19 protein-coding genes are annotated in these 24,765 nt (G+C 35.3%); 9 read left to right on the top strand and 10 right to left on the bottom strand.

The window, feature by feature from the left end:
• Nucleotides 1–8: 8 nt before the first annotated feature.
• Genes B5X55_RS00810 through B5X55_RS00800 form a run of 3 tightly spaced genes read right to left on the bottom strand, consistent with a single transcriptional unit; the run spans nucleotide 9 to nucleotide 3,217 of the window.
• Nucleotides 9–1,076 (bottom strand): mandelate racemase/muconate lactonizing enzyme family protein, encoded by a 1,068-nt coding sequence (locus tag B5X55_RS00810; RefSeq protein WP_079510499.1) that lies wholly within the window; start codon nucleotides 1,074–1,076, stop codon nucleotides 9–11.
• Nucleotides 1,073–2,146, bottom strand: a complete 1,074-nt coding sequence (locus B5X55_RS00805; RefSeq protein WP_079510498.1) for an N-acetyltransferase DgcN family protein — start codon at nucleotides 2,144–2,146, stop codon at nucleotides 1,073–1,075. Before B5X55_RS00805 ends, B5X55_RS00810 begins: the two co-directional genes overlap by 4 nt.
• A gap of 9 nt (nucleotides 2,147–2,155) precedes the next feature.
• Nucleotides 2,156–3,217, bottom strand: a complete 1,062-nt coding sequence (locus tag B5X55_RS00800) for a pyridoxal-phosphate dependent enzyme (RefSeq protein WP_079510497.1) — start codon at nucleotides 3,215–3,217, stop codon at nucleotides 2,156–2,158.
• Between the two features lie 265 nt (nucleotides 3,218–3,482).
• Between B5X55_RS00800 and B5X55_RS00795 the strand changes: the two genes are divergently transcribed.
• The 5 genes from B5X55_RS00795 (at nucleotide 3,483) to B5X55_RS00775 (ending at nucleotide 9,991) form a co-directional block, all read left to right on the top strand.
• Nucleotides 3,483–4,388 (top strand): serine hydrolase, encoded by a 906-nt coding sequence (locus B5X55_RS00795; protein ID WP_079510496.1) that lies wholly within the window; start codon nucleotides 3,483–3,485, stop codon nucleotides 4,386–4,388.
• Nucleotides 4,389–4,795: 407 nt separating this feature from the next.
• Nucleotides 4,796–5,272, top strand: coding sequence for a hypothetical protein (locus B5X55_RS00790; RefSeq protein ID WP_079510495.1), 477 nt, complete (start codon nucleotides 4,796–4,798; stop codon nucleotides 5,270–5,272).
• 48 nt (nucleotides 5,273–5,320) lie between these two features.
• Nucleotides 5,321–8,137: an Npt1/Npt2 family nucleotide transporter gene (locus B5X55_RS00785; RefSeq protein WP_079510494.1), complete on the top strand. Its 2,817-nt coding sequence runs from the start codon at nucleotides 5,321–5,323 to the stop codon at nucleotides 8,135–8,137.
• Between the two features lie 87 nt (nucleotides 8,138–8,224).
• The gene (gene corA, locus B5X55_RS00780) at nucleotides 8,225–9,289 is read left to right on the top strand and encodes a magnesium/cobalt transporter CorA (RefSeq protein WP_079510493.1); all 1,065 of its coding nucleotides are present in this window, start codon (nucleotides 8,225–8,227) and stop codon (nucleotides 9,287–9,289) included.
• Between the two features lie 18 nt (nucleotides 9,290–9,307).
• On the top strand, nucleotides 9,308–9,991 hold the full coding sequence (locus B5X55_RS00775; RefSeq protein ID WP_079510492.1) for a hypothetical protein: 684 nt from the start codon (nucleotides 9,308–9,310) through the stop codon (nucleotides 9,989–9,991).
• 54 nt (nucleotides 9,992–10,045) lie between these two features.
• Here B5X55_RS00775 and B5X55_RS00770 read toward each other — a convergent pair whose 3' ends face one another.
• The 3 genes from B5X55_RS00770 to B5X55_RS00760 all read right to left on the bottom strand — a co-directional run bounded on the left by B5X55_RS00770 (nucleotide 10,046) and on the right by B5X55_RS00760 (nucleotide 14,191).
• Nucleotides 10,046–10,591 carry a cupin domain-containing protein gene (locus B5X55_RS00770; RefSeq protein WP_079510491.1) on the bottom strand — a complete coding sequence of 182 codons (546 nt, stop codon included), beginning with the start codon at nucleotides 10,589–10,591 and terminating at the stop codon, nucleotides 10,046–10,048.
• A gap of 74 nt (nucleotides 10,592–10,665) precedes the next feature.
• Nucleotides 10,666–11,478 carry a helix-turn-helix domain-containing protein gene (locus tag B5X55_RS00765; protein ID WP_079510490.1) on the bottom strand — a complete coding sequence of 271 codons (813 nt, stop codon included), beginning with the start codon at nucleotides 11,476–11,478 and terminating at the stop codon, nucleotides 10,666–10,668.
• An 85-nt stretch (nucleotides 11,479–11,563) separates the two neighbouring features.
• Nucleotides 11,564–14,191, bottom strand: coding sequence for an MGH1-like glycoside hydrolase domain-containing protein (locus tag B5X55_RS00760; protein ID WP_079510489.1), 2,628 nt, complete (start codon nucleotides 14,189–14,191; stop codon nucleotides 11,564–11,566).
• Nucleotides 14,192–14,634: 443 nt separating this feature from the next.
• Between B5X55_RS00760 and B5X55_RS00755 the strand changes: the two genes are divergently transcribed.
• Both B5X55_RS00755 and B5X55_RS00750 read left to right on the top strand, forming a co-directional pair.
• The gene (locus B5X55_RS00755; protein WP_079510488.1) at nucleotides 14,635–15,609 is read left to right on the top strand and encodes a formylglycine-generating enzyme family protein; all 975 of its coding nucleotides are present in this window, start codon (nucleotides 14,635–14,637) and stop codon (nucleotides 15,607–15,609) included.
• A 26-nt stretch (nucleotides 15,610–15,635) separates the two neighbouring features.
• Nucleotides 15,636–16,982 carry a Gfo/Idh/MocA family protein gene (locus B5X55_RS00750; RefSeq protein WP_079510487.1) on the top strand — a complete coding sequence of 449 codons (1,347 nt, stop codon included), beginning with the start codon at nucleotides 15,636–15,638 and terminating at the stop codon, nucleotides 16,980–16,982.
• Between the two features lie 142 nt (nucleotides 16,983–17,124).
• Here B5X55_RS00750 and B5X55_RS00745 read toward each other — a convergent pair whose 3' ends face one another.
• The 3 genes from B5X55_RS00745 to B5X55_RS00735 form a co-directional block, all read right to left on the bottom strand.
• Nucleotides 17,125–17,775 (bottom strand): hypothetical protein, encoded by a 651-nt coding sequence (locus tag B5X55_RS00745; RefSeq protein ID WP_079510486.1) that lies wholly within the window; start codon nucleotides 17,773–17,775, stop codon nucleotides 17,125–17,127.
• Between the two features lie 363 nt (nucleotides 17,776–18,138).
• Nucleotides 18,139–19,401 (bottom strand): serine hydrolase, encoded by a 1,263-nt coding sequence (locus B5X55_RS00740; RefSeq protein ID WP_079510485.1) that lies wholly within the window; start codon nucleotides 19,399–19,401, stop codon nucleotides 18,139–18,141.
• A complete protein-coding gene (locus B5X55_RS00735) occupies nucleotides 19,401–21,566 on the bottom strand; it encodes a PEP/pyruvate-binding domain-containing protein (RefSeq protein ID WP_234999649.1) in 2,166 nt (721 codons plus the stop codon). Before B5X55_RS00735 ends, B5X55_RS00740 begins: the two co-directional genes overlap by 1 nt.
• 1,012 nt (nucleotides 21,567–22,578) lie before the next feature.
• Between B5X55_RS00735 and B5X55_RS00730 the strand changes: the two genes are divergently transcribed.
• Both B5X55_RS00730 and ppgK read left to right on the top strand, forming a co-directional pair.
• Nucleotides 22,579–22,887 (top strand): hypothetical protein, encoded by a 309-nt coding sequence (locus tag B5X55_RS00730; protein ID WP_079510483.1) that lies wholly within the window; start codon nucleotides 22,579–22,581, stop codon nucleotides 22,885–22,887.
• A 137-nt stretch (nucleotides 22,888–23,024) separates the two neighbouring features.
• On the top strand, nucleotides 23,025–23,774 hold the full coding sequence (gene ppgK / locus B5X55_RS00725; protein ID WP_079510482.1) for a polyphosphate--glucose phosphotransferase: 750 nt from the start codon (nucleotides 23,025–23,027) through the stop codon (nucleotides 23,772–23,774).
• Between the two features lie 72 nt (nucleotides 23,775–23,846).
• Here ppgK and B5X55_RS00720 read toward each other — a convergent pair whose 3' ends face one another.
• On the bottom strand, nucleotides 23,847–24,749 hold the full coding sequence (locus B5X55_RS00720) for a LolA-like protein (protein WP_079510481.1): 903 nt from the start codon (nucleotides 24,747–24,749) through the stop codon (nucleotides 23,847–23,849).
• Nucleotides 24,750–24,765 lie beyond the last annotated feature (16 nt).

Below are 24,765 nucleotides of genomic sequence, written 5' to 3'. Positions count from 1 at the left end.
TAAGTGAATTAAAAGTTAGTTTCAGAATACCCTAGTCCGTATTCTTCGGTTGGGTATAAAATACCTTTTTCTAATCTAAAAATAGAATGATAAGGATCATCAATAATATCTAAATGGCCATCTAAGTCTGCATAAACAATGTTTGGTCTAGAAAGAGCAAAATGTAATCCGGCGGCAATACCTAAACCACATTCATCAATACAACCGACCATAGCATCTAATTTAGCTGCTTTTGCGACTGAGTTGATATGCATACCTACCCAAATACCACCTACCTTCTGCAATTTAATATTGACCATATCAACACGTTCATTCTGTGCCAAGCGAAAAGCATCGGTAAGTGTTTTTAGACTTTCATCTGCCATTACGGGTATACTAACTTGACCAGTAACTTCCCCCAAACGCTCTTCTGCTTCAATTTTTGTAGGTTGTTCGAAAATCTCAATTCCAATAGCAGCGGTAGCTTTTACAAAATCTACCGATTCTTTAACCGAATAACCTTGATTACCATCGAACCGTAATTCAATATTAGGATATCTCTCATGAATCATCCTCATTTTAGCAATATCTTCTTCAAGATTAGAACCTCCCTTAATTTTTAGAATAGTAAAACCCTGTTTTACGAACTCGCTAGCATAAGATAAGGTTTCATCTAAACCCATAATACCAATAGTAATACTGGTAGCAATATGGGTGCGAAAACCACCTAAAAATTTATATAATGGAACCTCAGCCTTTTTCGACATTAAATCAAACAAAGCCATATCAACCATCGCCAAAGCTGAAGACCTTTTACCCAATAATTCTTTTAATTCTAACAACAACAACGCATACGTAAAGGGGTCTTTACCGCGTAAATAAGGAATTATAATATTCTTAATGGCATCGGTCACATCACCAGGTGATTCATTTGTTACCACTGGGTCTGGTGCTGCACAACCGTAGCCGACAATTCTACCATCGGTCTCTATCTTTAGAATAAAATTACTTGTACGATCTATCGTTTCATAAGCAATCGTGTAAGGATCAGATAACTTAAGGTCTAAACGCTCGAAAGAAATATTCGTTATTCTCATTTAATTTCAGACATCAATAGTGCTATTAAATCTTCTGCGCCATACTCCAATACATCGAAAGCGGGCAATTTGGTTTCTAAGGTGATTGCCTTACAGACATCCAATATTTCATCTTTTTCCATGCCTTCGTGATTAACCGTTATAGCTATCACTTCTTTACCAGAAATAACTTGTATCGCATTAATTTGTTCAGCCAACGAATGCATTTTATACCCAGGGAAACCGTCGTACTCCAACCGTTTAGGGGCGTGTTGTAAAATCACATAATCAGGTCTACCTGCGGCTAAAATTTCGAATCCACCAGGGTATGCTGGGTTCATTAAACTTCCTTGCCCTTCTATTACAATAACATCTGGATCTTCATTTTTCCATGCGCTAACCACGGCATGTTCAATTTCACCAGAGACAAAATCATTAATGCAACTATCCATTACCATACTATACTTAGCACCTTGCATCCAACCTGTTTGTCCGGTACCGATCATTTCAGCTTTTTTTCCAGCCTTCCTAAACGCATGTACCAATATCCAAGCTGTAGTACGTTTTCCTAAAGCAGAATCCGTTCCAAGTACTGCCAATTTCAAACAATCTACCTTTTCAATATCACCTGTAAAAAAATGTAATTTATCACGATCTGGAGTTTTTCTAATATCTCTAATCTTCACATTTTTCTCTTTTGCCAAAGCAACCAATTCAGGGTCATTGGTTAAAAAATCATGTAAACCACTATCAACATTCCACCCATGTTGTAATGCCGATTTTATAGTTCCTTTTGCCTCTTTTGGCAACCTACCCCCATCAGGAGCTAAGCCTATTACCAAGTAACTAGGCATATTATTAGTTGCTTTGAGAGCTACCAATGCAGAGTCCATATCCTTAAAAACAGGAATACCATTTGGTCTCCCATCTAAAACATCACCAGCATCTGACCCAGCATATTTTTCATCAAGAACACCAACCACTTCATATCGTTCGGTGAAACGAACCAGACCATGTGCTGTTTTACCATTTGGCGTATTAAAAGCACCTTCACAATACACAAGCGCCTTACCGTCAATAACTTTTTTCATCTATTTATTTTAATTTTTCGCAGTGAGCACGGCAACAAAACGATCCGGCTCAAAATTTAATTTTTCATCTAATTCAAGAAGTCCAATGAGTCCGGCTGTTGAAGCAGGTAGAATTCGAAATCCTTCTTTTTTATATAACAAGGAGGTCATCTCCTTTAATTTTTTATCACTTATGTTAAATGCCTCACCTTCTGATTCGCGTAAAGCATACAAGGCCTCTTCCCCATCGAAACTATGCCAGTTAATCAATGGCTCATTATACTTGGTTTCTTTAATTGCCGCCGGATTTAAATCTTTACAATGGTCTAACCCCAATAAAAAAGATTCTACTATCGGATTCTTATGTGAAGACGACGCAGCAATCATTTTAGGAATGCGCGATGTTTTACCTCTCTTATATAGATTAACAAAACCTCTGTAAATTCCTGCGAACAAAGTTCCGTTTGAAACTGGAACAGCACAGTATTTCGGCGCATCGCCTAAATCTTCAAAAATTTCTTGAGCAATTTGAGCGTAAGCAGATATTTGAAGCGGTGTATTTGCTCCGCCTGGGTTGGCATCGTACCAACCATGTTCTCCCGCTAATTTAGAGCTCTCAGTGACCACATCTTCATAACTACCAGGAATACGAATAATTTCGGCTTTCAAGGTTTCCATTTCGGCAATACGATCTGTGTGGTATGTTTCTGGTATATAAATCTTGCACGCAATACCTGCTAAGTCAGCAGCCAAAGCCATGGCTACACCATAATTACCACAGGTAGCTAAACTGACCACTTTAAACTCTCGTCTTAATGCATCATATAATTGGGCAAATGCAATTCGGTCTTTTTGAGTACCGGTCGGGTTATCGCCTTCATATTTAATGTACAATTGGCGAACATCAAACTCACGTTCTAATGTCTTTGCACGACTCAACCCTGTATCTCCCACTTCTAAACTTATGATGTCTTCGTAACACTCTAGCCTATCAACTATTGATTTACTCGTATCCTTAACCATTTCACTCAATCTTCGAGCTTCATTAGACACTTTATTTTCAGCTGTTTTTACGCCGTCTTTAAGATTCATAAGTTTCTTTAAATTCCATTTTTTAATATACAGTAATTATTTTAATTTTTCTTTTTACTAGCGCAAATTTTTCCTTTAAAAAAATGCATACATAGGTACTATTTTCTTTGAAAATATTAAAAATTTTAACATAGCATTTTACAGTATATAAAGGGATGTGGCATGTTTGTTGATTTTTTTAATTATACTAGAACAGCAAAAATTAACATAAGGATAAACAGTGCATTACTTAATTTTGACTACATTTTAAACTAAGTATAAATCAATGAGATCAACCCAATTCTTTTTACTTTTTACAATCGTATTATGTTTTGCCGTAAACGCACAAGATGAGCTACCCCTACGAATAGATAATTCGAAGATTAAGCCTTTACAAAAACTACTAGATAGTTCTTTACAAACCAACTTAAGAGATGAGCTAGCGTCGCACCCTGAATGGAACGACCTTATAGTACAAAAGAAAATGGCTGTCGGTCTAGTTGACCTAAGCGATCCAGAAAATGTACGTTTTGCCCGTGTAAACGGCAACCATATGATGTACGCCGCAAGTCTACCTAAAATAGCCATTTTATTAGCTGCTATGGATGCTATTGAAAAAGGAGAGTTAAAAGAAACTTCAGAGGTGAAAAAAGATATGCGTTTAATGATTAGTAAATCTGACAATTCTGCTGCTACTCGAATGATAGATCGTGTAGGGTATGATAAGCTAGAAGCGGTTATGACGGATCCTAAATACGCTTTTTATGATGAACATAAAGGTGGCGGACTTTGGGTTGGAAAACGCTATGGTGGCGGCGGTGATACCAATCGCGAACCACTTAAAAATTTAAGTCACGCAGCAACAGTAACGCAGGTATGTAGGTACTATTATTTATTAGCAAATGGCAAACTAGTCAATCAAAAAAGGTCGAAGCAAATGCTTGATATTATGGAAGACCCAGAATTGCACCATAAATTTGTAAACACTTTAGATCAAATTGCACCTGCTGCACGGCTTTTCAGAAAATCAGGTTCATGGAGAACCTATCATTCAGATTCTATATTGGTATGGGGTAAGGATAGCAATAGAAGATATATACTAGTTGCACTGATAGACGACGCCAACGGTGAACAAATTATTAGAGATTTAGTAAAACCAATAGAAAAGGTCCTAAAAAAGCCAGTACTTTAGGTCTTGGAAAATAATGATGTTGATGATTTTACTAAATGATGAATCTTACGAATAAACTCTAATAGAATGGCAGTATCAAATGATTTTAATTTTAAAGGAAACCCTGGAAAAGAATGGCGTTAGTATTTCTAAATTAAAGAATATATGCGGGGAATTTACTTTTGACTTAGCCATGTTACAAAATCAAGGTGAAATTCATGTTGATGGCGAAAAACTTAGACCAGTTATTTGATTTGAAAATTCGAATGGAATTTTAAAATATAACTCAATTGGACAATGTCAAATTCAAGAATACGCATTTGGAAATGCTCGTGAAGCTTTTGGTGAATAATTCCTAAACAAAATCAGGAATACCTTGTGTGTATAATTGGAATTTATGCTGTCAACTAACTTCAAACCAAAATTAAATGAAGTTCTTTTCATCAATCAAACCAAATACTGAATTCTTTACTGTAAATATCGGAATTGACGATGTAAAAAATATACTTGGTGAAAACGGAAAGGTATTTTATCTAAAATGGCAATCAGAAGTAGAGTTTATTATTAGTTTAAATTTTTCTTTTGGTTCAGACTTATTGTTTGACACCAATTACTCCAACACTAAAAGCGATATTATTTTCACAGGAAATTTGATTAAAATAAATGGTTCTAAAACTAATATAGTTTTAGAACCAAAAAGAAATTATTGGTTGTTTATGTTATTAATAACTCCTGTACTTATGTTGATTATAGAATTATCAATGAATTTAGGAATACCTATTCCATTCTATTTCATTTTTCCTTTTGTGTATATTGTATTATTCTTTATTATAAATAGTGAGAATAAAAGGTTAATCAAGAAATTCGAAGAATATTTGCATCAAAAAATAAATCACAACAAATAGCAGAAACTAAATCTAATTTTTAAATAAACGATAGATTTATATTATTTGATGGTAGAAAGACTAATTAAAAAAATATTTGACGTAAGGGAAGGCGAATTCAAAGTATCACTTTGGATGCTCGCCTATATCTTTTTGGTCATTGCCGTATTACTGATTATTAAACCTACCGTTAACGCTCTTTTTCTTTCTGAGTTAGGTGTAGAGCAGCTACCCTTTGCCTTTTTATTGGTTGCCGTTACGGCGATTACCAGTTCATATTTTTATTCAAAAGCGGTTTCTCGGTTTTCACTTAAAAAAGTGATCGAAGTAACTATTATTAGCTCGATTGTTATTCTTATCGGACTAGGTATTCTTTTATCCTTACATGTTGTTAGTGGATTTTTACTTTATTTTTTTTACATCTGGGTGGCTATTTATGCCGTTTTATCCGCTTCCCAATTTTGGATTTTGGCCAATTTAGTTTTCAGTATTAGAGAGGCCAAAAGATTATTTGGCTTTATAGGTTCTGGGGCCATAATTGGTGGAATTTTCGGAGGTTATCTTACTTCAATTCTTGCACCGCTTATTGGTAACGAAAATTTGATGTTCGTGGCTGCATTACTCCTTTTCTTCTGCATACCATTACTACGAAAAATTTGGAATATTAGGGTCAAGAAGAATGGTTCTATTAGAAAACATAAGAATCCGGTAAATAACACAGAGCCTCCTCTAAAGCTTATTTTAAAATCTAAACATCTCACCTATATTGCAAGTATCGTAGTCGTTAGCGTTGTAGTGGCGAAATTGGTCGATTATCTTTTTAGTGATTTTGCTTCTTCTGCCATATCAGATGCAGATGAGCTAACCGCTTTTTTTGCCTTTTGGTTTTCAACATTTAACTTATTATCCCTAGTCATTCAATTATTCTTTACTCATAGAATTGTTGGTATATGGGGAGTAGGCTTTTCCTTATTATTATTACCGATAGGTATTTTCGGCGGAAGCATTTTATTTCTACTCTTGCCAGAACTTTCTGCGGTAGTAGTCATAAAAGCAATGGATGGTATACTAAAACAGTCTATTCATAAAAGCGCCTCTGAACTATTGACGCTACCATTACCGTTCGATTTAAAAAACAAGACTAAATCATTCATCGATGTAGTTGTCGATAGCTTGGCTACTGGTATTGCAGGATGCCTCTTAATATTTGTAGTTCGTGGTCTTGACCTACCTTCATTTTATATCGGTATTCTAATCATAGTTCTTGTTTGCCTTTGGCTGTATTTCATTTACAAAGTGCGTATTGAATATTATAAAACGTTTAGAACCAACCTAGAAGTACTTACCGATTCTTTAAAAAAAACCAAAAAAATAACTACTTCAAAATCTTCGGTTGTAGCAGGTATGCGTACCGTGTTTAAAAATGGAACTGAAGAACAAATTCTTTTTATGCTTGACAAATTGATGGAAATCAATGATAAGCGTTTTGCAGATGATGTTGAATTGCTATTGGAACATCCAAGCAACAAAGTGAAGTTATCGGCTATTCAAAATTTATACTTTTTAAATTCAAAAAGTATGACATCTGAGGTTTCTGAGCTTTTAAAAATTGAAGATAGAGATTTGACCATTGCCACCTTAGCATACATTTTAAGTTTTGCCCATAAAGACAAATCGTTCGTATTCGATGCCTATTTAGAAAATTCGAATGAGCGTATTTCTTCGGCAGCCTTATTTTGTTTGGCAAGGGAGGCTAAACATAATTACTCTCTAAAACAACGCTATTCATTACTAGACCGTATTTCTAAATCGCTCATTAACATTGAAAAAGACAAAGACAATATAATCTATTTAGAAACTGTAATAGAAATACTGGGTGTTGCTAATATGCCCATTTATTACAACAAGCTTATTGAGTTTCTAAATCATGAAAATGAAGAAATTGTAAGAACCACTATCAAGTCTATCGGTAGTACAATGGACCCTATTGTAGGCCAACATATTATTCCGTTTTTAGAACAAAAAAAATATAGACCTGCGGTTATTGAGGCATTTAAACAATATGGCCCTCAAATTTTACCATTACTTCGTAAAAATGTTCAGGAAAGACTGCAACCCTTATCCGTGATTCGATTCATACCTATGGCCATGCAATCTTTTTATTCGAAGGAAGCCGTTCATCAATTATTAGGCATCTTAACAGATAATGATTTGACTGTTCGGTTAGAAGTGGTTAGAGCATTAAGTGCTATTCGTTCAACACATCCACAATTAAAATTCAATCGCTATAAAGTGGTGTCGGTAATCTTTGATGAGTGTAAGTTGCACCATCAAACCTTGTCTTCAATGCATACTCAAATAATTATCTCTTATCGAAACAGAACCAAGTCTAAAAAAGAAATTGGAGATGCAGAACGAGATGCACGCACAAGCCTTTTAGAGCTTTTAGAACGCAGGTTAGATTCTGGTTTAGAGCGAATCTTTAAATTATTAGGTCTACGCTACCAACAAAAAGATGTTGCCATAGCCTATGAAGGTCTTTTAAGCCATAAGCAAGAAGCCCAGCACAATGCCATTGAATTTTTAGACAACCTTCTTACAGGTGAGCTTAAGCGCAAGCTGCTGCCAATTATTGAAGAATCTGCCCTTGATATATCATCAGAAGAAGAGCTTCAAAAAATAAAACATAAGATAACCTCAGAATTAGAGTGTTTTAAATTGCTATTACAAGGCAACGACCTAAAAATTAAGTTGGCGGTTTTATACCTCATTGCGCAACAAAAAGAACCTCGATATTTAAGTATTGTAGAAGAACATCTTAACGATGCTGACCCAAAAATTAGAAGTTTCGCATTAGATGCATTTACAGCTATAAGCGATTCTTAATAACAGTACTGGTATATTTTCTGTAGATATTTAAATATCATGTAGCTTATATATTCTAGGTCATTATGATTACAAAAACAAATTAGCATGGCAAGATTCGTAAGAAAAAACAAGGATGAAATTGGGAGAGCCCCAGATGAATTATTCTATAGAGGCGAAAAAAAAATAGACGAAGTCTTGATTAGGGTTATTGATTTTGACTCAAAGAACCTCAACGAGCAACCTGTAAAAGATATTACCGAAGCCATAGCCTATCAAGATATGAAAACGGTCACATGGCTCAATATTGACGGTTTACATAACAAAGAGCTAATGCTCGATATAGCTAAGGGTTTTCATTTAGATGAACTGGTGCTAGCAAATGTTATGAATACGTCTTCAAGACCTACGGTTCAAGAATTCGATAATTGCATTTTTCTTTCCATAAAAATGCTTCAACTCAATGAAGAACACGGTACTCTAACTGTTGAAAATCTAAGCCTAATACTTACCAAATCTGTATTGATTTCTTTTCAAGAGAAAAAAGGCGATGTATTCGAACCCATTAGAGAACGAATTCGCAAGAATAGAAAGCGTATCAGAAATGGTTGGACGGACTATTTGACCTTTGCCCTATTAGATATCGTCATTGACAATTACATCTATATTTTAAGTGTATTGGGTGAAAAAATAGAAATCTTGGAAGAAAACATTGGCAACCACCCTAATAAATCTACAATCAGGAAAATCAATGATTACAAACGTGAATTAAACTTTTTAAGAAGAAATATTAGGCCGGCAAAAGAGATGATTTTAACACTTTCAAAGTTAGAATCTGAATTTATATTTGATTCTACTTATATCCACTTTCAAGAGCTACGGGATAATATGAATCAAGCAATCGATTCATCAGATAGTTACCGTGAAATTTTAACCGATCAATTAAACTTATACCATACTTCAGTAAGTACCAAACTAAATGACATCATGAAGTTCTTGACCATATTCTCGGTCATCTTTATTCCCCTAACATTTATTGCTGGTATATACGGAACCAATTTTGACAATGTACCAGAACTACATTATCAATACAGCTACTACATCATGTGGGCAGCAATGATTTTCGTTGCGATACTAATGCTTATTTATTTTAAAAAAAGAAACTGGTTTTAATTTTGAATTACTCTCTTCATGAAAAAATCATTTACTGTTACTCGAATATCGTTTAAAACGATTTCTGAATTACCTGGTTATTGGACAGAAGCCAAATATCTAGATTTATTAGAGCTGATGGATTATGATAATCCTGCTAGTTTAGATAAGGCCGAAATAAAAGATATGTGTTTAATGTCACTAACTGATAATGAACCAGATGATGCCGCGAAAATTGTACTCACCTATGTTTTTGGTAATAAACTTAACAAGGGTCAAATCGACAACCTTTCAAATGAAATGTTGGAAGAAAAATTATGGGAAGAATATGCAGATCTTTCTTTACATGAAGAATTCTTTGCCGTGCATCAATTGCTATATGATGCCTTTGAAGGTACTTTTCCTCACCCTGAAGCAGTTTCATTTCAGTTGAAAGTTCAGGAAACTTCAAAAAATAGCTATCCCATATTTGACACTTATCCAGAAGCGACCTTGGTTCGTTTATTGGTTGGTGGCTTACCAGACAACAGTGTAATCAACCGCCTTTTTGATGACAAAATTGAAGGAGATAAATTTCAAGAAGCAAAAGATATTCTTTGGCAATTGAAACTTACAAAAAACGATACAGGAGAATTAATCGCCGATGTGATTTCTTCCCACTATTGGTTCAAAGATTTAAAATATGTTGATAGCTTTGAAGCAGAAACCCATGAAGATGAATAAAAACCAAATAGACATTGATTCTATCTCAAAAAAGATATAGATTCCTTCTATTTCCTATACAAAAGTTACTCCCTGTCTTCCACAAATTTCCGCTACTTTTTCAAAATTCGGTGGTCCTGCTGGTAATTGTGCCAATTCTTGAAACATAAACTCGATACCTGCAGGAAAAGCGGAGGTAATCATTTTTGCCTTTTCTGTACCAACAACCTTCCAAGCGTGTGCGATACCTTTTGGCGCAAAAGCAATATCACCTGCTTTTAAAATGGTGGTTTTACTGTTTACGGTTATTTCAACTTCTCCCTTAACCACCCTAAACATCTCGTCTTCCTTGGTATGGATATGCGGCGGTATACCTACACCTGGGGCAACATTATCCACCCATTCAACAATTTGATTGTTTGTGTCCTTACCCAACAATTTATGGGTCTGGATATCCCCAATAACATTAAGAACATCTCCATCATCATCTTTAACCACTTTTGGGTCATTAAGAGAAACATGAGGGGTTGAAAATAAATTTGGTTGACTAAGTAGTACTCCAGGCAATAATGCTATTCCCAAACCTATTCCTGAATTTTTAATAAAACGTTTTCTATCCATGATTTTAATTTTACACCAATTTAGGAATAAAGCAAATCGGGTAAAATGTGAAAACCACGGTATAAACTTTGAATTTAAGAACTACCGCTTCTTCTAAGCACAGAAGGGTTGGTTCCTGTTTGGGTCTTAAAGAAATAGCTGAAATAATCTGGTGTAGAAAAACCTAAATCATAACTAATCTCCTTTATTGTTCTATTGGTAAATTTTAAAGCATGACGTGATCGAATCAATAACTGTTCAATAATTATACTCTTAGAGCTAACATTAAGCACTTCTTGAACGCATTCATTCAAATATTTTGTAGATATATTAAGTCGTGACGCATAGTACCCTACCTCGTGAGATTTCACAATATTCTTATCTACTAACTGCTTAAACGCATATACAATATTTGCCTTTGTTTGGTTTTTTTCAATGATTGACTTTATATTACATTGACCATCGCAGTATACAAAAAAGGTGTTTAGTAGTGATATCAATGCATCTTCTTTATTATTTAGATGAGAGCCCAAAAGCTCATCTATCATTTCTAAAATAGCTTGGGTTCGTTTCTCGATACCCGGACTTAATTTAAATAGCGGAATGGTTCCGGAGTTAAATAGTCTCACTTGGTTGATGTGAAGTTTGCTCAACAATGGATTGCTAAGTATCTCGTGCGATAATTGGAGTAAATATCCTGCATTCACAGCATTATCTCTAGTATAAAGCTTCCATTGTACTTTATTATCCAAGAAAAAAATAGAATTTGATATGTTTGGATATAAAACACCGTCTATCTCAACACCTTTAATTTCGTCCTTGACCCAGCAAACAGCATAGTCAGAATCATCAGAAGAGTGGGAAACATTTTTGACTATTTTCGATATATTTATTGTATCGTTTTTCATCAGTGAAATGTTGGTTTAGATAACAGGCCATGTTAAAGCACATAGCCTTTAGTATTCTAATATACAACATTTTAAATTTCTCTGCTTATGAATTCTGCTCTAGCTCCATGATCAAGTTGGCGACCAAAGCGGTCCAACCTGTTTGATGCGATGCTCCTAAACCTTTACCAGAATCCCCATCAAAAAACTCATAGAAGAAGTGCTGGTTTTTGAATTGTTCATCTTTCGTAAATAGTTGGTGCTTATCTTCAGAATGGTATTGAAACTTCCCTTTTTTATTAGGTTGAAATAGCTTTATCAATCTTTTAGAAATCTCATTTGCTATTTCATTCAGGTTCAGTTTAACACCCGATCCGGTAGGAAACTCATACACATATTCTTTTCCATAGAACAAATAGTACTTACGAAGCGATTGGATAATCATATAGTTCAATGGCATCCAAATGGGGCCACGCCAATTAGAATTACCCCCGAACATATTTGAACGACTTTCCCCAGATTCATATTGAATCTGATGGTGTCCATTATGTTTAAATACAAAAGGATGCTCCTCATGGTATTTTGAAAGAGAACGAATACCGAATTCAGAAAGAAACTCCTTTTCATCTAACAATCGAAACAATAATTTCTCCAATCTAAATCCTCGCATGATAGAAAACAAATAATTTCCATCGGCATTGAACTCTTCAATATTAGAAATTAACGAGGCCAAATCGGGTCGTGTGCGTACAATTTCAGCTGCTCTTACTTTAAAGTGCTTTAGTTCCTCAAATAAATCTTTATGGATAATTTCTACAGCAAATAATGGTATGATACCTACTAATGACCGCACCTTTAAACGATCTGTAGTACCATTAGACATTTCTACCACATCATAATAAAAATCATCCTCATCATCCCATAAAGAAATATCTTTCTGCCCTATATGGTGCATCGCCCAAGCAATATTTAAGAAATGCCTAAAGAATTTTGCAACACTCTCTTCATATATTGGATTTACCTTCGCCAATTCTAGAGACATACGAAGCATGTTCAATGTAAACATAGCCATCCAACTGGTAGCATCTGCCTGTTGCATACGTGTGATGCCCTCTGGCATATGATTACGGTCAAAAACCCCAATATTATCGAGCCCTAAAAAGCCACCTTCAAAAAGATTGATTCCATTTTTATCCTTTTGATTTACCCACCAAGTAAAATTGATTAGTAATTTTTGAAAAGCCTTTTCCAAGAATTTTGAATCACCTTTTCCTGAACGTTGTTTATCTTTTTCATATACATTCCAAACTGCCCAAGAATGTACTGGCGGATTCACATCACTAAAATTCCATTCATAAGCAGGTATCTGTCCATTAGGGTGCATATAACTTTCCCGCAATACCAAAAGCAATTGTTCTTTGGCAAAATAAGGATCTATCTCTACAAAAGATACCATATGAAATGCCAAATCCCAAGCGGCATACCATGGGTATTCCCATTTATCTGGCATTGATATAATGTGGCGATTGGTAAGGTGTTCCCAATGTATATTTCGCGAATCTGCACGATAAGGTTTGGCCTCACCAGCACCACCAAACAACCATTTATGGACATCATAATAATAAAACTGCTTAGTCCATAAAAGTCCAGAAAAGGCTTTTCTAGCTATTTCTTGTTGCGCTTGTGGCAGCTCTTTCTTTAAAATATCGCCATAAAACGCCTCACATTCAGCAATTCTTTTATTAAAAATTGAATCAAAATTGGTCCATGGATCGGCAAGTTTCTTTTTACTTAATCGTACTCTAATGGTTTTCTCTTCCCCCGATTTAAGCCTTAATTTATGCCATACTGCAAATTTTGAACCTTTCTTATTCGGGTTTACCGTATCTAAACCACTAACTACATGGTCATTGATACCGTCTTTTACATAATCTACTTCGTTAGGCACATCGTAGATGCGTTTGTTATTGGTTTCATTTTCACAAAACAGTTGTTCTCCACCTTCATGATAAAAATAATATCTGCCATTTCTTGTACTTCTACTCTGTACAGATGAATTTGAAATCGACTTCATTTCTGGTCGCTCAAAACGATTGTTGTGCTTCCAAAAATTACGAAACCATAGATGAGGCAAAACATGAATATTAGCAGCTTTCGAGCCTCTATTAACAACAGTTATCTTCATAAGAATATCGCCAACATCTTCTTTGGCATACTCAATAAAACAGTCAAAATATCTATTTTTGGCAAATGCTTTAGTATCTAGAAGTTCAAATTCTGACTCTTCCCTACCTCTTTCCCGATTTTTCTTTATTATTTCAGCGTATGGGAATTTCTTATGAGGGTACTTGTATAAATATTTAGCATACGAATGTGTAGGTGTAGACACTTGATGAAAATAGAGTTCTTTAACATCCTCACCATGATTACCCTCATTATTGGTAAGTCCAAATAAGCGTTCTTTAAGGATTGGATCCTTACCGTTCCAAAAAGCAGGCGCCAAACATAGAATTTCTCTAGAATCACAAAAACCACCTATACCTTCTTCTCCCCATCTATAAGCATTACTACGTGCCTTATCGTGACCGATAAAATCCCATGCGTGACCATTTTCACTATAATCTTCTCTTACGGTTCCCCATTGTCGCTCTGCCAAATATGGGCCCCATCTCTTCCAATTTTTATAATTATCCTCAACGGCTAATCGTTCTTCCTCAGCATTTTTATGGATCATACAGTCTTTACTTAATTATATCTTTTAATCTTTTTCAACATAGTCTCCTATAAACGATTATGTTCTAAGATTTTAAAAGTTGGCAAAAATATCTTATCCTGTCGGAAATAACAATAAAAATACCACTTGTTACAGCATTAGATTGACTAACGTTCTATGCAAATGAATAGTATTATTCAATCATTAGAATTACTATCAATACTTTGTCGACTAATTAATATTTAACGATTATTCTATTAAACAGTCAACAGTATACGATTATATAAATCCTTATTAAATAACAATTTGTTATAATTATACTTCGCTTACATTTTAATGGAGTATGAAATTAGCTTTTGAACTCGGGGTTTCCCAGTAATAGACAGCAGAAGACGGTTAAGAGACATTATAAAAAACGGATTTCCCAAATGGATTTATTCTTGATAAAATCTTATATTTAAGATATGATTTTATCAAACCGTGTATTTACCCTTCTGTTCATTATTTTAATGAATAATTTGTATTCGCAAGAAAAAAAACCTCATGACTTCACACAATCTATTGGAGGTTCAAATTTAGGTATTGAAATGGTTGCCATACCTGCTGGAAGTTTTTCGATGGGGAGTATAACATCCGAAGAAAAAAGAGGTAAAGAAGAAGGCCCTATACATACAGTAGAATTAAATTCATTTTGGTTATCTAAGTATGAAATAACATGGGAACTCTATAATTTATTCGTAAACAGAGCAATAGATAGTATTGAATCTAATAGTAAGGCAAATGAATTAGAAATTGAAATTGATGCTATTTCTGGCGCAACTATACCCTATGTAGATATGAGTCTAGGTATGGGAACCAGCGAAGGTTTACCCGTTGGTAATGTTACTCAATTTGCAGCCTCTCAGTTTTGTAAATGGCTTTCTGCAAAAACCGGCCATTTTTACCGCCTACCCACCGAAGCAGAGTGGGAATATAGTGCTCGCGCAGGTACAAGTACCGCTTACCACTTTGGCGATGACCCTAAAATACTCGATGAGTATGCTTGGTCTTATGAAAATAGTGAAGACACCTACCACCCAGTAGGTCAAAAGAAACCTAACCCGTGGGGCTTATATGATATGCATGGTAATGTGGCTGAATGGACGTTAGACCAATATATCTCAGAAATTTATACCACTAGAAATGGCGTAACCCAATCACCTATAGAAATTTCTAAGGAAGAATACCCATGTTCTGTTCGGGGTGGCTCTTATTATGATGATGCCGAATATTTAAGAAGTGCAGCCCGTTTGGGATCTAATGAGAATTGGAAAATGAGAGACCCTCAATTCCCAAAAAGCAAATGGTGGAATACCGATGCCCCATTTGTTGGCTTTAGAATCGTAAGAGATCCAAATGTGCCAAAAGAAACTGAAATCAACAACTATTGGGGCGAATAGTCCCTTAAACCTTAAAACCAATCAACATGAACGACACTAAGAAAAAACCAAGTTTAAAACCGGAAAACTCTAGAAGAGATTTTTGCAAAAGCACCGCCCTCGTAGGTGCAGGAATGTTATTACCAGGATTGGAAATGAGCGCTATGGCAAACGTTTTTAATGACAAAAAACTAAAGTTAGCGGTTATAGGTTGTGGTGGTCGTGGTAGCGGGGCAGCCAACCAAGCTTTAAAAGCAGATGAAAATATTGAGTTGGTAGCCATGGCAGATGCCTTTCAAGACCAATTAGACAAAAGTCTACTGAACTTGCAGAAAGAATTCGAAGGCACTAAAAAAGTAAATGTAAAAGATGCCCATAAATATGTGGGATTCGATGCTTACAAAAAAGCAATAGACCAAGCAGATGTTGTCATATTAGCAACACCACCAGGTTTTAGACCCTATCACTTTGAATATGCTATTAATGCCGGTAAACATGTGTTTATGGAAAAGCCAGTGGCTACAGATGCACCTGGTATTCGAAAAGTTCTAGAAATGGCAAAAATTGCCAAAGAGAAAAAGCTAAATGTAGTCGTAGGTCTGCAACGTCATTATCAGAATAATTATTTAGCCATTGCAGAGAAAATAAAGCAAGGTGATGTTGGCAAAATAGTATCAGGACAAGTATACTGGAATAGTGGTGGTGTTTGGGTACGACCAAGACAAGAAGGCCAAACCGAATTAGAATATCAAATGCGTAATTGGTATTACTTTAATTGGTTATGCGGAGATCATATTTTAGAACAGCATATTCATAATATTGATGTTGCCAACTGGTTTATAGGTGAATATCCAATTTCTGCGCAAGGCATGGGTGGTAGATTGGTTAGAACAGGAAAAGACCATGGTGAGATTTTTGACCATCATTTTGTAGAGTTTACATACCCAAGTGGGGCCGTAATTGCAAGTCAATGTCGCCACCAACCGGGTACTTGGTCTAAAGTGGGCGAAAACTTTCAAGGCACAAAAGGAAGTATTGATATGAATGATGCGGGCGCTGCAAGTATTATTGGCCTCGATGGTGAAAAAATGTTCGACTACCGTAATCGAAATGACCCTAATCCTTATCAAGTGGAGCACGATAGATTATTTGCATCTATTCGTAATAATGAAGTAATTAGCGATGCTGAAAACGGTGCAAAAAGTACCATGACTGCCATAATGGGCCGTATGGCAACTTATTCTGGCAAAGTAATTACATGGGAAGATGCGATGGCCTCTGAAAAATTATTGATGCCAAGTGAACTTACTTGGAATTCTACACCACCAAGTGTCCCAGGACCAAACGGAATGTATCCAATTCCAACCCCTGGTGTTACTGAGGTTTTGAGTTAAAATACAAGTGTTTGATCATTCATTTTAAGTAGTAACGAAAAATAAAAATGCCTGCATATAAATTTATGCAGGCATTTTTTATTATCAAATAGATTGGTTCACTAATTAGCGATTTAAGTTTTTGATCTAGAATATTTTTATATTATTCCCCCAGCTCGGTAATCTTTTTCTCATAGAGTTTTTTACTCTCTACAACAGCCACATTCAATTCTTGCATAATACCGTCTACACGGCCTTCTATGCTTTTCATTTGGTCGTTGATATTATCAAAAGAGATAAGGGCAGCGGCTACTTCTAAAGCTTTTACAACTTCTACGGCATCGCCATGTAAAAGCTTCAACTTATCGATAGCTTTTGAGGTATTGGCTAACGTACCGTTATATTTGGAACGGGCTTTTTCTATCGCACTTAATAAGGTTTTCTTACTGGTTTCATCACTTAGGCTATTGGTCTGTTTTTCCATCGCAGCAAACAGATTTGAGGCCTTTTCCTTTAAATCGTCATACTCCCTATTCAAGTTTTGCACACGACGATCTACTTTCTCCCAATCACCATATACTTTGGCGAATTCTTTATCTTCATTTTTAGTATCCTCTAAAGCGCTTTTCAGTGCATTTAAAGATTCTAAACCTTTGTTTACATTTTTATTTGCAGTCTCTTTCTTATTCTCGAAAGTATTTACCTGAGATTTAAATTTGTCTTTTAAACGAATAAGATCTTCAGGACTTTTATCTTTCCAACAAGAAGTTAGCGTAAGCGCAATTAGGGCAACAAATAGTGTTCTTTTAAACATGTAATAAATTCTTTAGTTAATGGTACGGCAAAGGTACATATTCTAAGAAGCATTCAATTTTGAAATGAAATTTCTAGTTAAAGGTCACAAGAATGTCCATCACTTTTTATAGGTCAGATGCTACAATTTCAGTTCATGGCACCAAAGGGCATATTTGTTGACCTGGTCTAGTAATAAATATAGCATTTCAACCTAGCCAAAGTGATTTCTATTCTCCACTTGCAATGGTCACTAAAGTACTACTGAAACATTATTGTAAACCAACAGTTTGAATAGGTCAATTGAACATATTATTAATAAATAAAATAACCTGCCACATGAAGTGCAGCAGGTTATTTAAACTTTTACTAAGGTTATAATTATTTACCCTTTACGTATTAATTTATCGATATTACCAGCTAAATACATGTGATCACTAGCAGAGTTTTTACGTAGTACATTCGTCATCAACACGACCATATACCTACAATTATCAGGATGTTCTACGATTATTACAGAATTCATGAAATTGGTAACGTTACCCATATATTTACCACATGCTTCGCCTTTACTTCTATCGCACTTATACAATGAGCCCGATTTAAAATATACTGCGGCTTCTTTTAAAGCAGGTGATTGTGCGTACCGGATTCTTCTGTCGGTCATGTACATTAACCGTTTCATTTCTAAGCTTGAAGCCTCATCAACAACCTTACCTTGCTCTAACTGAACCAAGAACTTCATCAAGCCTTGAGGAGAACCAATACTACCACCTTTATCTCCTACATAGGTATTTGCCCCTTTTGTAAAGAAACTACCTAAACGCCATTCGTCTGCAGTTATACCTAACTCACGTAATGGTAAATTCACCACATCGTTACCTAAATCAGTCAATTCTTTTCTTGGAGTTTCTTTAAAATAGGCATCGGTTTCCTCTTGTGTTAAATCAGGATATTTATCACCGAAAGCAGCCATTAAAAGCACTTCTCGCCAAACAATACTTGCTGCACCATTATTACTTACAGATAACATGTGATCCGCCCATTCGTACAGGGTAAACACATCACTTGCGATTATCTGGCGTTTCACCAATGTATTCTTCTCGATATTATAAATAGGAATGGTATGCTCGTCAGTTAAGCCCCACACTCCCGCTTTTACAGATTTGTTCTTTAAAAGCTCTGTTCTTAATTCAAACGAATCTGGATAAATCTTGGCCAACTGTGTAAAGAGTCCGTTGAGAACAGCCAATTTACCTACACTACCTGGTTGATAACCTGCAGTTTCATTTCGCTCTGCATAACGTACATTTTCAGGGTCTGATATATCTAATACCGTTAACGAATAACTTTTATCTAAACCACGAAAAAGTGCATTTATTTCTTTCTGAAAATCTTCGTTCACCTGCATTAATCCCATGGCACTATCATTCTTTCTTGATAGTAAATTCAATTGTATATCACTGTATGATTTTAATGCCCCTGCTGGTAAAGCAGTTGCGTCTTTTATTACGCCACTTTTAATTAGCTCTAAACGCTTTAAACGTTTTATGCCTGTGCGCTCATAACCGTCTATTGGGTAGTATGTATAAGTTGTAAATGCGGAAGCAGAAAAAACTACAACCAGTAACACTAAAATTTTATTCATTATAATTTTGTACTTAAAGAGATTTCTTTCTCTGTGTTAATTTTTGGAGTTATGGACTCTAAATACCCAGAACTCACCGCTTTTTTATTCTCTACAAAAGGTCGTATTTGAAACAACCACAATTTATCATCTTTAAAACCAAGTTCTACATCATAAGCGCCTTCATAATCTGAATTAGTAGCTTCAGGTAAGGTCTTACGAATTGTGTTTGCCAAAATTTTGATTTCATTTAAGTTCTTCTCATTTACCACCCTATTTTGAAACGTAGCAACTTTTTTACCAGTACCACCTGTATCAGGTAATGTATTATATAAAGGTTCACGAGCAGGAGCTAACAATCTATAGCCGCCAGCATCATAAATGGTATACGTTTCTGCCGATTGCCCATCTACGGCACCCCCTGCACCCCTACTGAAAGCAACGGTCAAATCTTTATCATTACCAGAATTGATTCCTTTTGAAATCAACACTCCAGAATAATCTACATCGACACTAGGTATAACCAAAATAGAAGGAAACACATTCTCAGGATTCAATAAATACTTTTGGCGCCATTTAAAGCTACGCTCAGTATATGGTGATGCCCAAACCTCTTTTACTCCATTTAAAATTTTCTCCTTATCCAGAACATTAAATAAAGTAAGGTTAAGTCCTGCACCTGTAAAATCCTTCAAATCTTCCATGTTCGTATCACTACGCAAGAACACCGGAATTTTACCAAAATCAGAACCTAAGACCGTTTTAAACTTCGCTTCTAACTGACTCATAAAATCAGCTTTTAGAGGCATTTTCTTAATAGCGTCTCTTAAAGTTTCTAATTGTCGTAATTGATAATTCTCTACTTCAGGTTCAGAAACTCCTATAGTTCTCATACGCTCTGCTTCAACGAACATCGCATTCAAATACTCCCAATATGAACTATCGGCACCCGGCATTTGCTGATCCATATGATCTCTAAAAATTCCGAAAGGAATTACTAACCCTTCAACCACCTGCTCTGGAAACATTTTTTTCAATTGTCCTAAGTTTGCGGCTTTAGGACCGCATAATGCTCCTGAATCACTCGCGTCTACATCACGCATATTCAGAACATCGGTATTCTTTAATTGAATTTTTTCAATAGGCACTTCAATCTTATCCGTATTACGCTCTTTCTTCACAAAAAGTCCGCGCTCTTGATCGGTCATTTTCGATTCAGGCTTTATAATCACATTTCCTTTATTCGAAACGGCATAAAATACGCGTTCGCCATCATACTTCTTTAAACTTTGTAGATTCGCATCAGATAATGCTGCATTCGGTATCCCTAAATTACGTGCCAATAGTTGCACGTGAGAAACCATATTACCTTCAGCAACTGTTGCAATACCTGCAATAGGCTTCAAATCTGACGGTGAGCGCTGAAAAATATAAATCTTATCAGAAGACACTTCTATATCTTCAGAAGAACCATCTACTACCACCAATTCACCGAATGCGTACCCAGGATTTAATCCTCTAAACGTACTCTGGTTCGGAATATCCATTACCAAATTGGTAAGTGCAGATTCCTTAGCAATAAAATCGCCTAATTCTCCAACACTTTTACCCAAATGCAAAGCTACCGAACCTCTAATTCGGTCATCTATAAAAGCATACGATTTTGGTTCAAACGTTGTATAGGTATCAACAACCTCTTGGTAATTTGCTTTTACCATAGCCGCACTCCATTCTACCCCAGCTCTTGCCGTTTCTAAAACTTGGGTTAATTCTGCCAAGCTTAATTGATCTTGACCGAACTTGCTTAAGGTACCAGAGATTTGCTCCCATTCCCACAACTCTAAATATCCGGCACCAACTGATGCCGTAGTTAGCGCACATATTTTTTCCAATTGTCCGCTTACCGTCGTTGGCTCCCAATTAGGTGCATTTTGAAATAATAGTTCTTCTAGTTTTAAAGAAATATCTAATAACTGCAAACGCGCCATCGGTCGTTTTTCCTCTAATAGGCCTTCACGAATATCTAAAAGTAACTGAGCTGTTTCATTAACCAAATATGAAGGTGAATCATTACTGGATTTCCCCTGAACAAAAGCTTGAACCTTATCTCCTAAAGTGGTGCCTTTTACTAATTTCGATTTATTCAATAAAGATTGAACATCTACTGGCTTAAAAAAGGTTTGCATAGTTACCACCAGACCATCTATTTTTTTAATTAAATCGGTAGTTAAAGACTTCTGATTTTTTGCTTTAAAATCGATTACTTTTTGAATATCTGATTTTTCAGGCAGGCTATGAATTTTGGTTCTTAAATCCATAAAAGGCGTATAGATATCTGAAATAACTTTCGATTCACTACGCATTAACTGTGCTACATTATCATCACCATTATGAGGTATGTCTTTTAAAGATTGTCTTAGGAAGTAAAAATTATCAGCGACCAAGGCATCTTTTGCCAAAATCCACTTATAAAAACCAATACCCCAAGCTTCTTCATCTTCTACTTGAACAGAGCCTCTATAGAATTGACCTTTTTGATTCACCCAGCCATCATCGATAAGACGAAGATATTTATCTAATTGATATTGCTTTAAACGAGAATGATTATGGTCTATATCCCATAAATCATCATTAGTTGAAAAGGCTAAAATTTGACCTAAAAAGATATGATTGCTTTTACCTAAGGCAACAACTTCATCTTTGTATCTTGCATGCTGTACTCCAGGACCTATATTATCAGGACAAGGGTCTTTTGGTTGCCTTACACTACCGTCGGTACAGAACCATCGAATATCTTTATAAGGTCCGCGTATATCATTCTTATACTTTTCAATCAATGTTTTTATATTATCCCCTGACAATGGTGATTGGGAATAAGAAATATTAACTGTAGCAAAAAGTGCGACAAAAAGAAAACTATAAAAGGAATGTGTGTTACTGTTTTTCAATTTAATGGTGTTGGATTATTCATCAAAGGTAGTATCAAATTGAGCTATAATCCTAGGTATTAGCAAATTATTTTATTGTAACAAACCGAAATTACCCTACTGACTTACAGCTATTTAAGAATTAAAAAAACTTTCATAATAAAATGATAAAAAAAATCGTTATTCAACTATTTATAGTTCATTTGTATCAACATTTTTACAACTTAAACAGACTAAAAAAAATTAATAACTAAACTTAATAATTTAAAAAATGAAATCGATTTTAGTAGTATTATTCGTAGCTCTTTCTTCATTATCAAGCGTTTACTGCCAAGATGCAGAAAAAATGAATGGAACTTTTGTAAGTTATGAAGATGGCGTATATGTTTTTACAGATAAAGACGGGTACAATGCAGAGTTTACCAGTATAACCGATGAGGCTAGCCGGAAATACAATTTAACTGACAAAACATATATAGGGAAACAATTTATTATCACTTTCATTGTAGAAACAGAAATGGACGAATTTGATGAAGAAATACAAGTAAGCAGCATTATAGGGCTTACCATGCCAGAATAATAAAAATTAAAAGGACGTAAAGTCCTTTTTTTTATGCCCGATTTTTTTTCAAGCATATTTAATATAACTCCCTTTAATAACCCACTTCAAAGAGCCGATTCTTTTTCGTTTCTTTGTATTTCATAAGAAAAAATAAAATGACTTTACTTGGCATTGATGTAGGTGGCTCTGGAATTAAAGGAGCATTAGTTGATTCGGAAACAGGAGAAATGATTTCTGAACGATTTCGAATTCCGACTCCTAATCCTCGAACACCAGAAGCAATGACCGATGTTATTGCAGAAATTGTTGCCCACTTCGATTACAAAGGTAAAGTTGGCTGTGGCTTTCCTACAATCATTAAAAATGGTATCTGTAAAGCATCCGGAAATTTAGACCCAAGCTGGTTAGGAGTAAATGTTGAAGAAATATTAGAAAAGAAAACCGGATTAGATTTTACCGTGTTAAATGATGCTGATGCAGCTGGTTACGCCACTATGAATTATGGTATTGGTAAAGGCGAAAAAGGTTTGGTGGTTATGATAACCATAGGTACTGGGCTAGGAAGTGGTGCGTTTTTAGATGGCAGATTGATTCCTAATTTTGAGCTTGGTCAAATTCCTTATAAGAAATATTCAAAAATTGAACTATGGGCTGCAGGATCTGCAAAAGACCGTGAAAAATTATCTTATAAAAAATGGGGCAAGAGATTCAATACATTTTTAGAATACGTTGAATTGATTATATCTCCAGATTTAATTATTCTTGGTGGTGGTGCATCAAAAGACTTTGACCAGTTTAAATCACAAATAAAAATTGACACCAAGGTTATTGCTGCAGAATTACAAAATCATGCAGGCATTATTGGTGCTGCGGTAGCTTCGCAATACAAAGCAAAGAAGGTTTAACTATTAAAATATAGCATATAAAAAATCCCAAAGAAATCTTTGGGATTTTTTTATTTTAAATAACTAACTAAATTATTCATTCAGAATTTTGGCATCTTTTGGACCATCAAAAAAATCTTTTGGCAAATCATTTTCGAAAGAAACATTAGAAACATCTATTTGGGTTATATACTCCCCAGGTTTTTCATCTTTCGTTAACCAATGAGTCTTATAACTGGTTGGAAACAATATACCATTAACCGTATTTTCTCCTATCACTTCCATAAACTTTTCAGGTGCATGCCCACCCTCTTTAAAATACTCAGGATAAGAAACGATATAACGTATAGCGGCAAGTTTATGTGACTCTTTGCCAAAGTAAAGTATATAATAATCATCTGGCGCATCACCTGTACCAGCATCAAAAGTTACCTTAACCACATCTTGCTGTTGTTCTATATAAGTCACCTCTGGAAGCATTTCTAAATTTACACCTTCACCATTCAACACAAAAGGTTGGCCTAAAAAATAAAATGGCGTTAGTGCCCAAAATTTGGTATCATATTCAAATGCGGTACTATCTTTTGCTTTTACCCAAGCTTGTTCACCTGTCCACCCAAAATGAGCCGTACTATCAGCTGTACTCGTATGCACTGCCCTATTGCTCCATGTATCTACAGTTTGGTAACTGTCACGCGCTGTTTTACCATCACGAGGCTGATAATTAAATCGAAAAGAAAGTGGTCCGTTTGAATACCACTGAGCTAAACCTCCATGAGCTTCCATCGCATTCCAAACTACTTTACCAGCTTCAGATGCACCTAGCTTTTCTTTAGCCTTATTTACCCTACCATCTACCCACGATTTAGGAATACTAATACGATCAGTTTCGGCTACTTTATTTACAACAGCTTTTTGCGTAGGTTTCGTATTTTCCTTACAAGATAAAATAAATGCAAATAGTAATAAAATAGAAAATTTGTAATGTAATCTCATAGTTAATTACCGTTTT

The organism is Maribacter arcticus, from assembly GCF_900167935.1.
Classification (GTDB): domain Bacteria; phylum Bacteroidota; class Bacteroidia; order Flavobacteriales; family Flavobacteriaceae; genus Maribacter; species Maribacter arcticus.
This window is presented reverse-complemented; position numbering and strand designations above follow the sequence as displayed.

Bases quoted from the DNA above. Each gene is read 5' to 3' on its own strand.
- B5X55_RS00810 (WP_079510499.1), bottom strand. From the start codon at position 1,076: ATGAGAATAACGAATATTTCTTTCGAGCGTTTAGACCTTAAGTTATCT.
- B5X55_RS00805 (WP_079510498.1), bottom strand. From the start codon at position 2,146: ATGAAAAAAGTTATTGACGGTAAGGCGCTTGTGTATTGTGAAGGTGCT.
- B5X55_RS00800 (WP_079510497.1), bottom strand. From the start codon at position 3,217: ATGAATCTTAAAGACGGCGTAAAAACAGCTGAAAATAAAGTGTCTAAT.
- B5X55_RS00795 (WP_079510496.1), top strand. From the start codon at position 3,483: ATGAGATCAACCCAATTCTTTTTACTTTTTACAATCGTATTATGTTTT.
- B5X55_RS00790 (WP_079510495.1), top strand. From the start codon at position 4,796: ATGAAGTTCTTTTCATCAATCAAACCAAATACTGAATTCTTTACTGTA.
- B5X55_RS00785 (WP_079510494.1), top strand. From the start codon at position 5,321: ATGGTAGAAAGACTAATTAAAAAAATATTTGACGTAAGGGAAGGCGAA.
- corA (WP_079510493.1), top strand. From the start codon at position 8,225: ATGGCAAGATTCGTAAGAAAAAACAAGGATGAAATTGGGAGAGCCCCA.
- B5X55_RS00775 (WP_079510492.1), top strand. From the start codon at position 9,308: ATGAAAAAATCATTTACTGTTACTCGAATATCGTTTAAAACGATTTCT.
- B5X55_RS00770 (WP_079510491.1), bottom strand. From the start codon at position 10,591: ATGGATAGAAAACGTTTTATTAAAAATTCAGGAATAGGTTTGGGAATA.
- B5X55_RS00765 (WP_079510490.1), bottom strand. From the start codon at position 11,478: ATGAAAAACGATACAATAAATATATCGAAAATAGTCAAAAATGTTTCC.
- B5X55_RS00760 (WP_079510489.1), bottom strand. From the start codon at position 14,191: ATGATCCATAAAAATGCTGAGGAAGAACGATTAGCCGTTGAGGATAAT.
- B5X55_RS00755 (WP_079510488.1), top strand. From the start codon at position 14,635: ATGATTTTATCAAACCGTGTATTTACCCTTCTGTTCATTATTTTAATG.
- B5X55_RS00750 (WP_079510487.1), top strand. From the start codon at position 15,636: ATGAACGACACTAAGAAAAAACCAAGTTTAAAACCGGAAAACTCTAGA.
- B5X55_RS00745 (WP_079510486.1), bottom strand. From the start codon at position 17,775: ATGTTTAAAAGAACACTATTTGTTGCCCTAATTGCGCTTACGCTAACT.
- B5X55_RS00740 (WP_079510485.1), bottom strand. From the start codon at position 19,401: ATGAATAAAATTTTAGTGTTACTGGTTGTAGTTTTTTCTGCTTCCGCA.
- B5X55_RS00735 (WP_234999649.1), bottom strand. From the start codon at position 21,566: ATGCAAACCTTTTTTAAGCCAGTAGATGTTCAATCTTTATTGAATAAA.
- B5X55_RS00730 (WP_079510483.1), top strand. From the start codon at position 22,579: ATGAAATCGATTTTAGTAGTATTATTCGTAGCTCTTTCTTCATTATCA.
- ppgK (WP_079510482.1), top strand. From the start codon at position 23,025: ATGACTTTACTTGGCATTGATGTAGGTGGCTCTGGAATTAAAGGAGCA.
- B5X55_RS00720 (WP_079510481.1), bottom strand. From the start codon at position 24,749: ATGAGATTACATTACAAATTTTCTATTTTATTACTATTTGCATTTATT.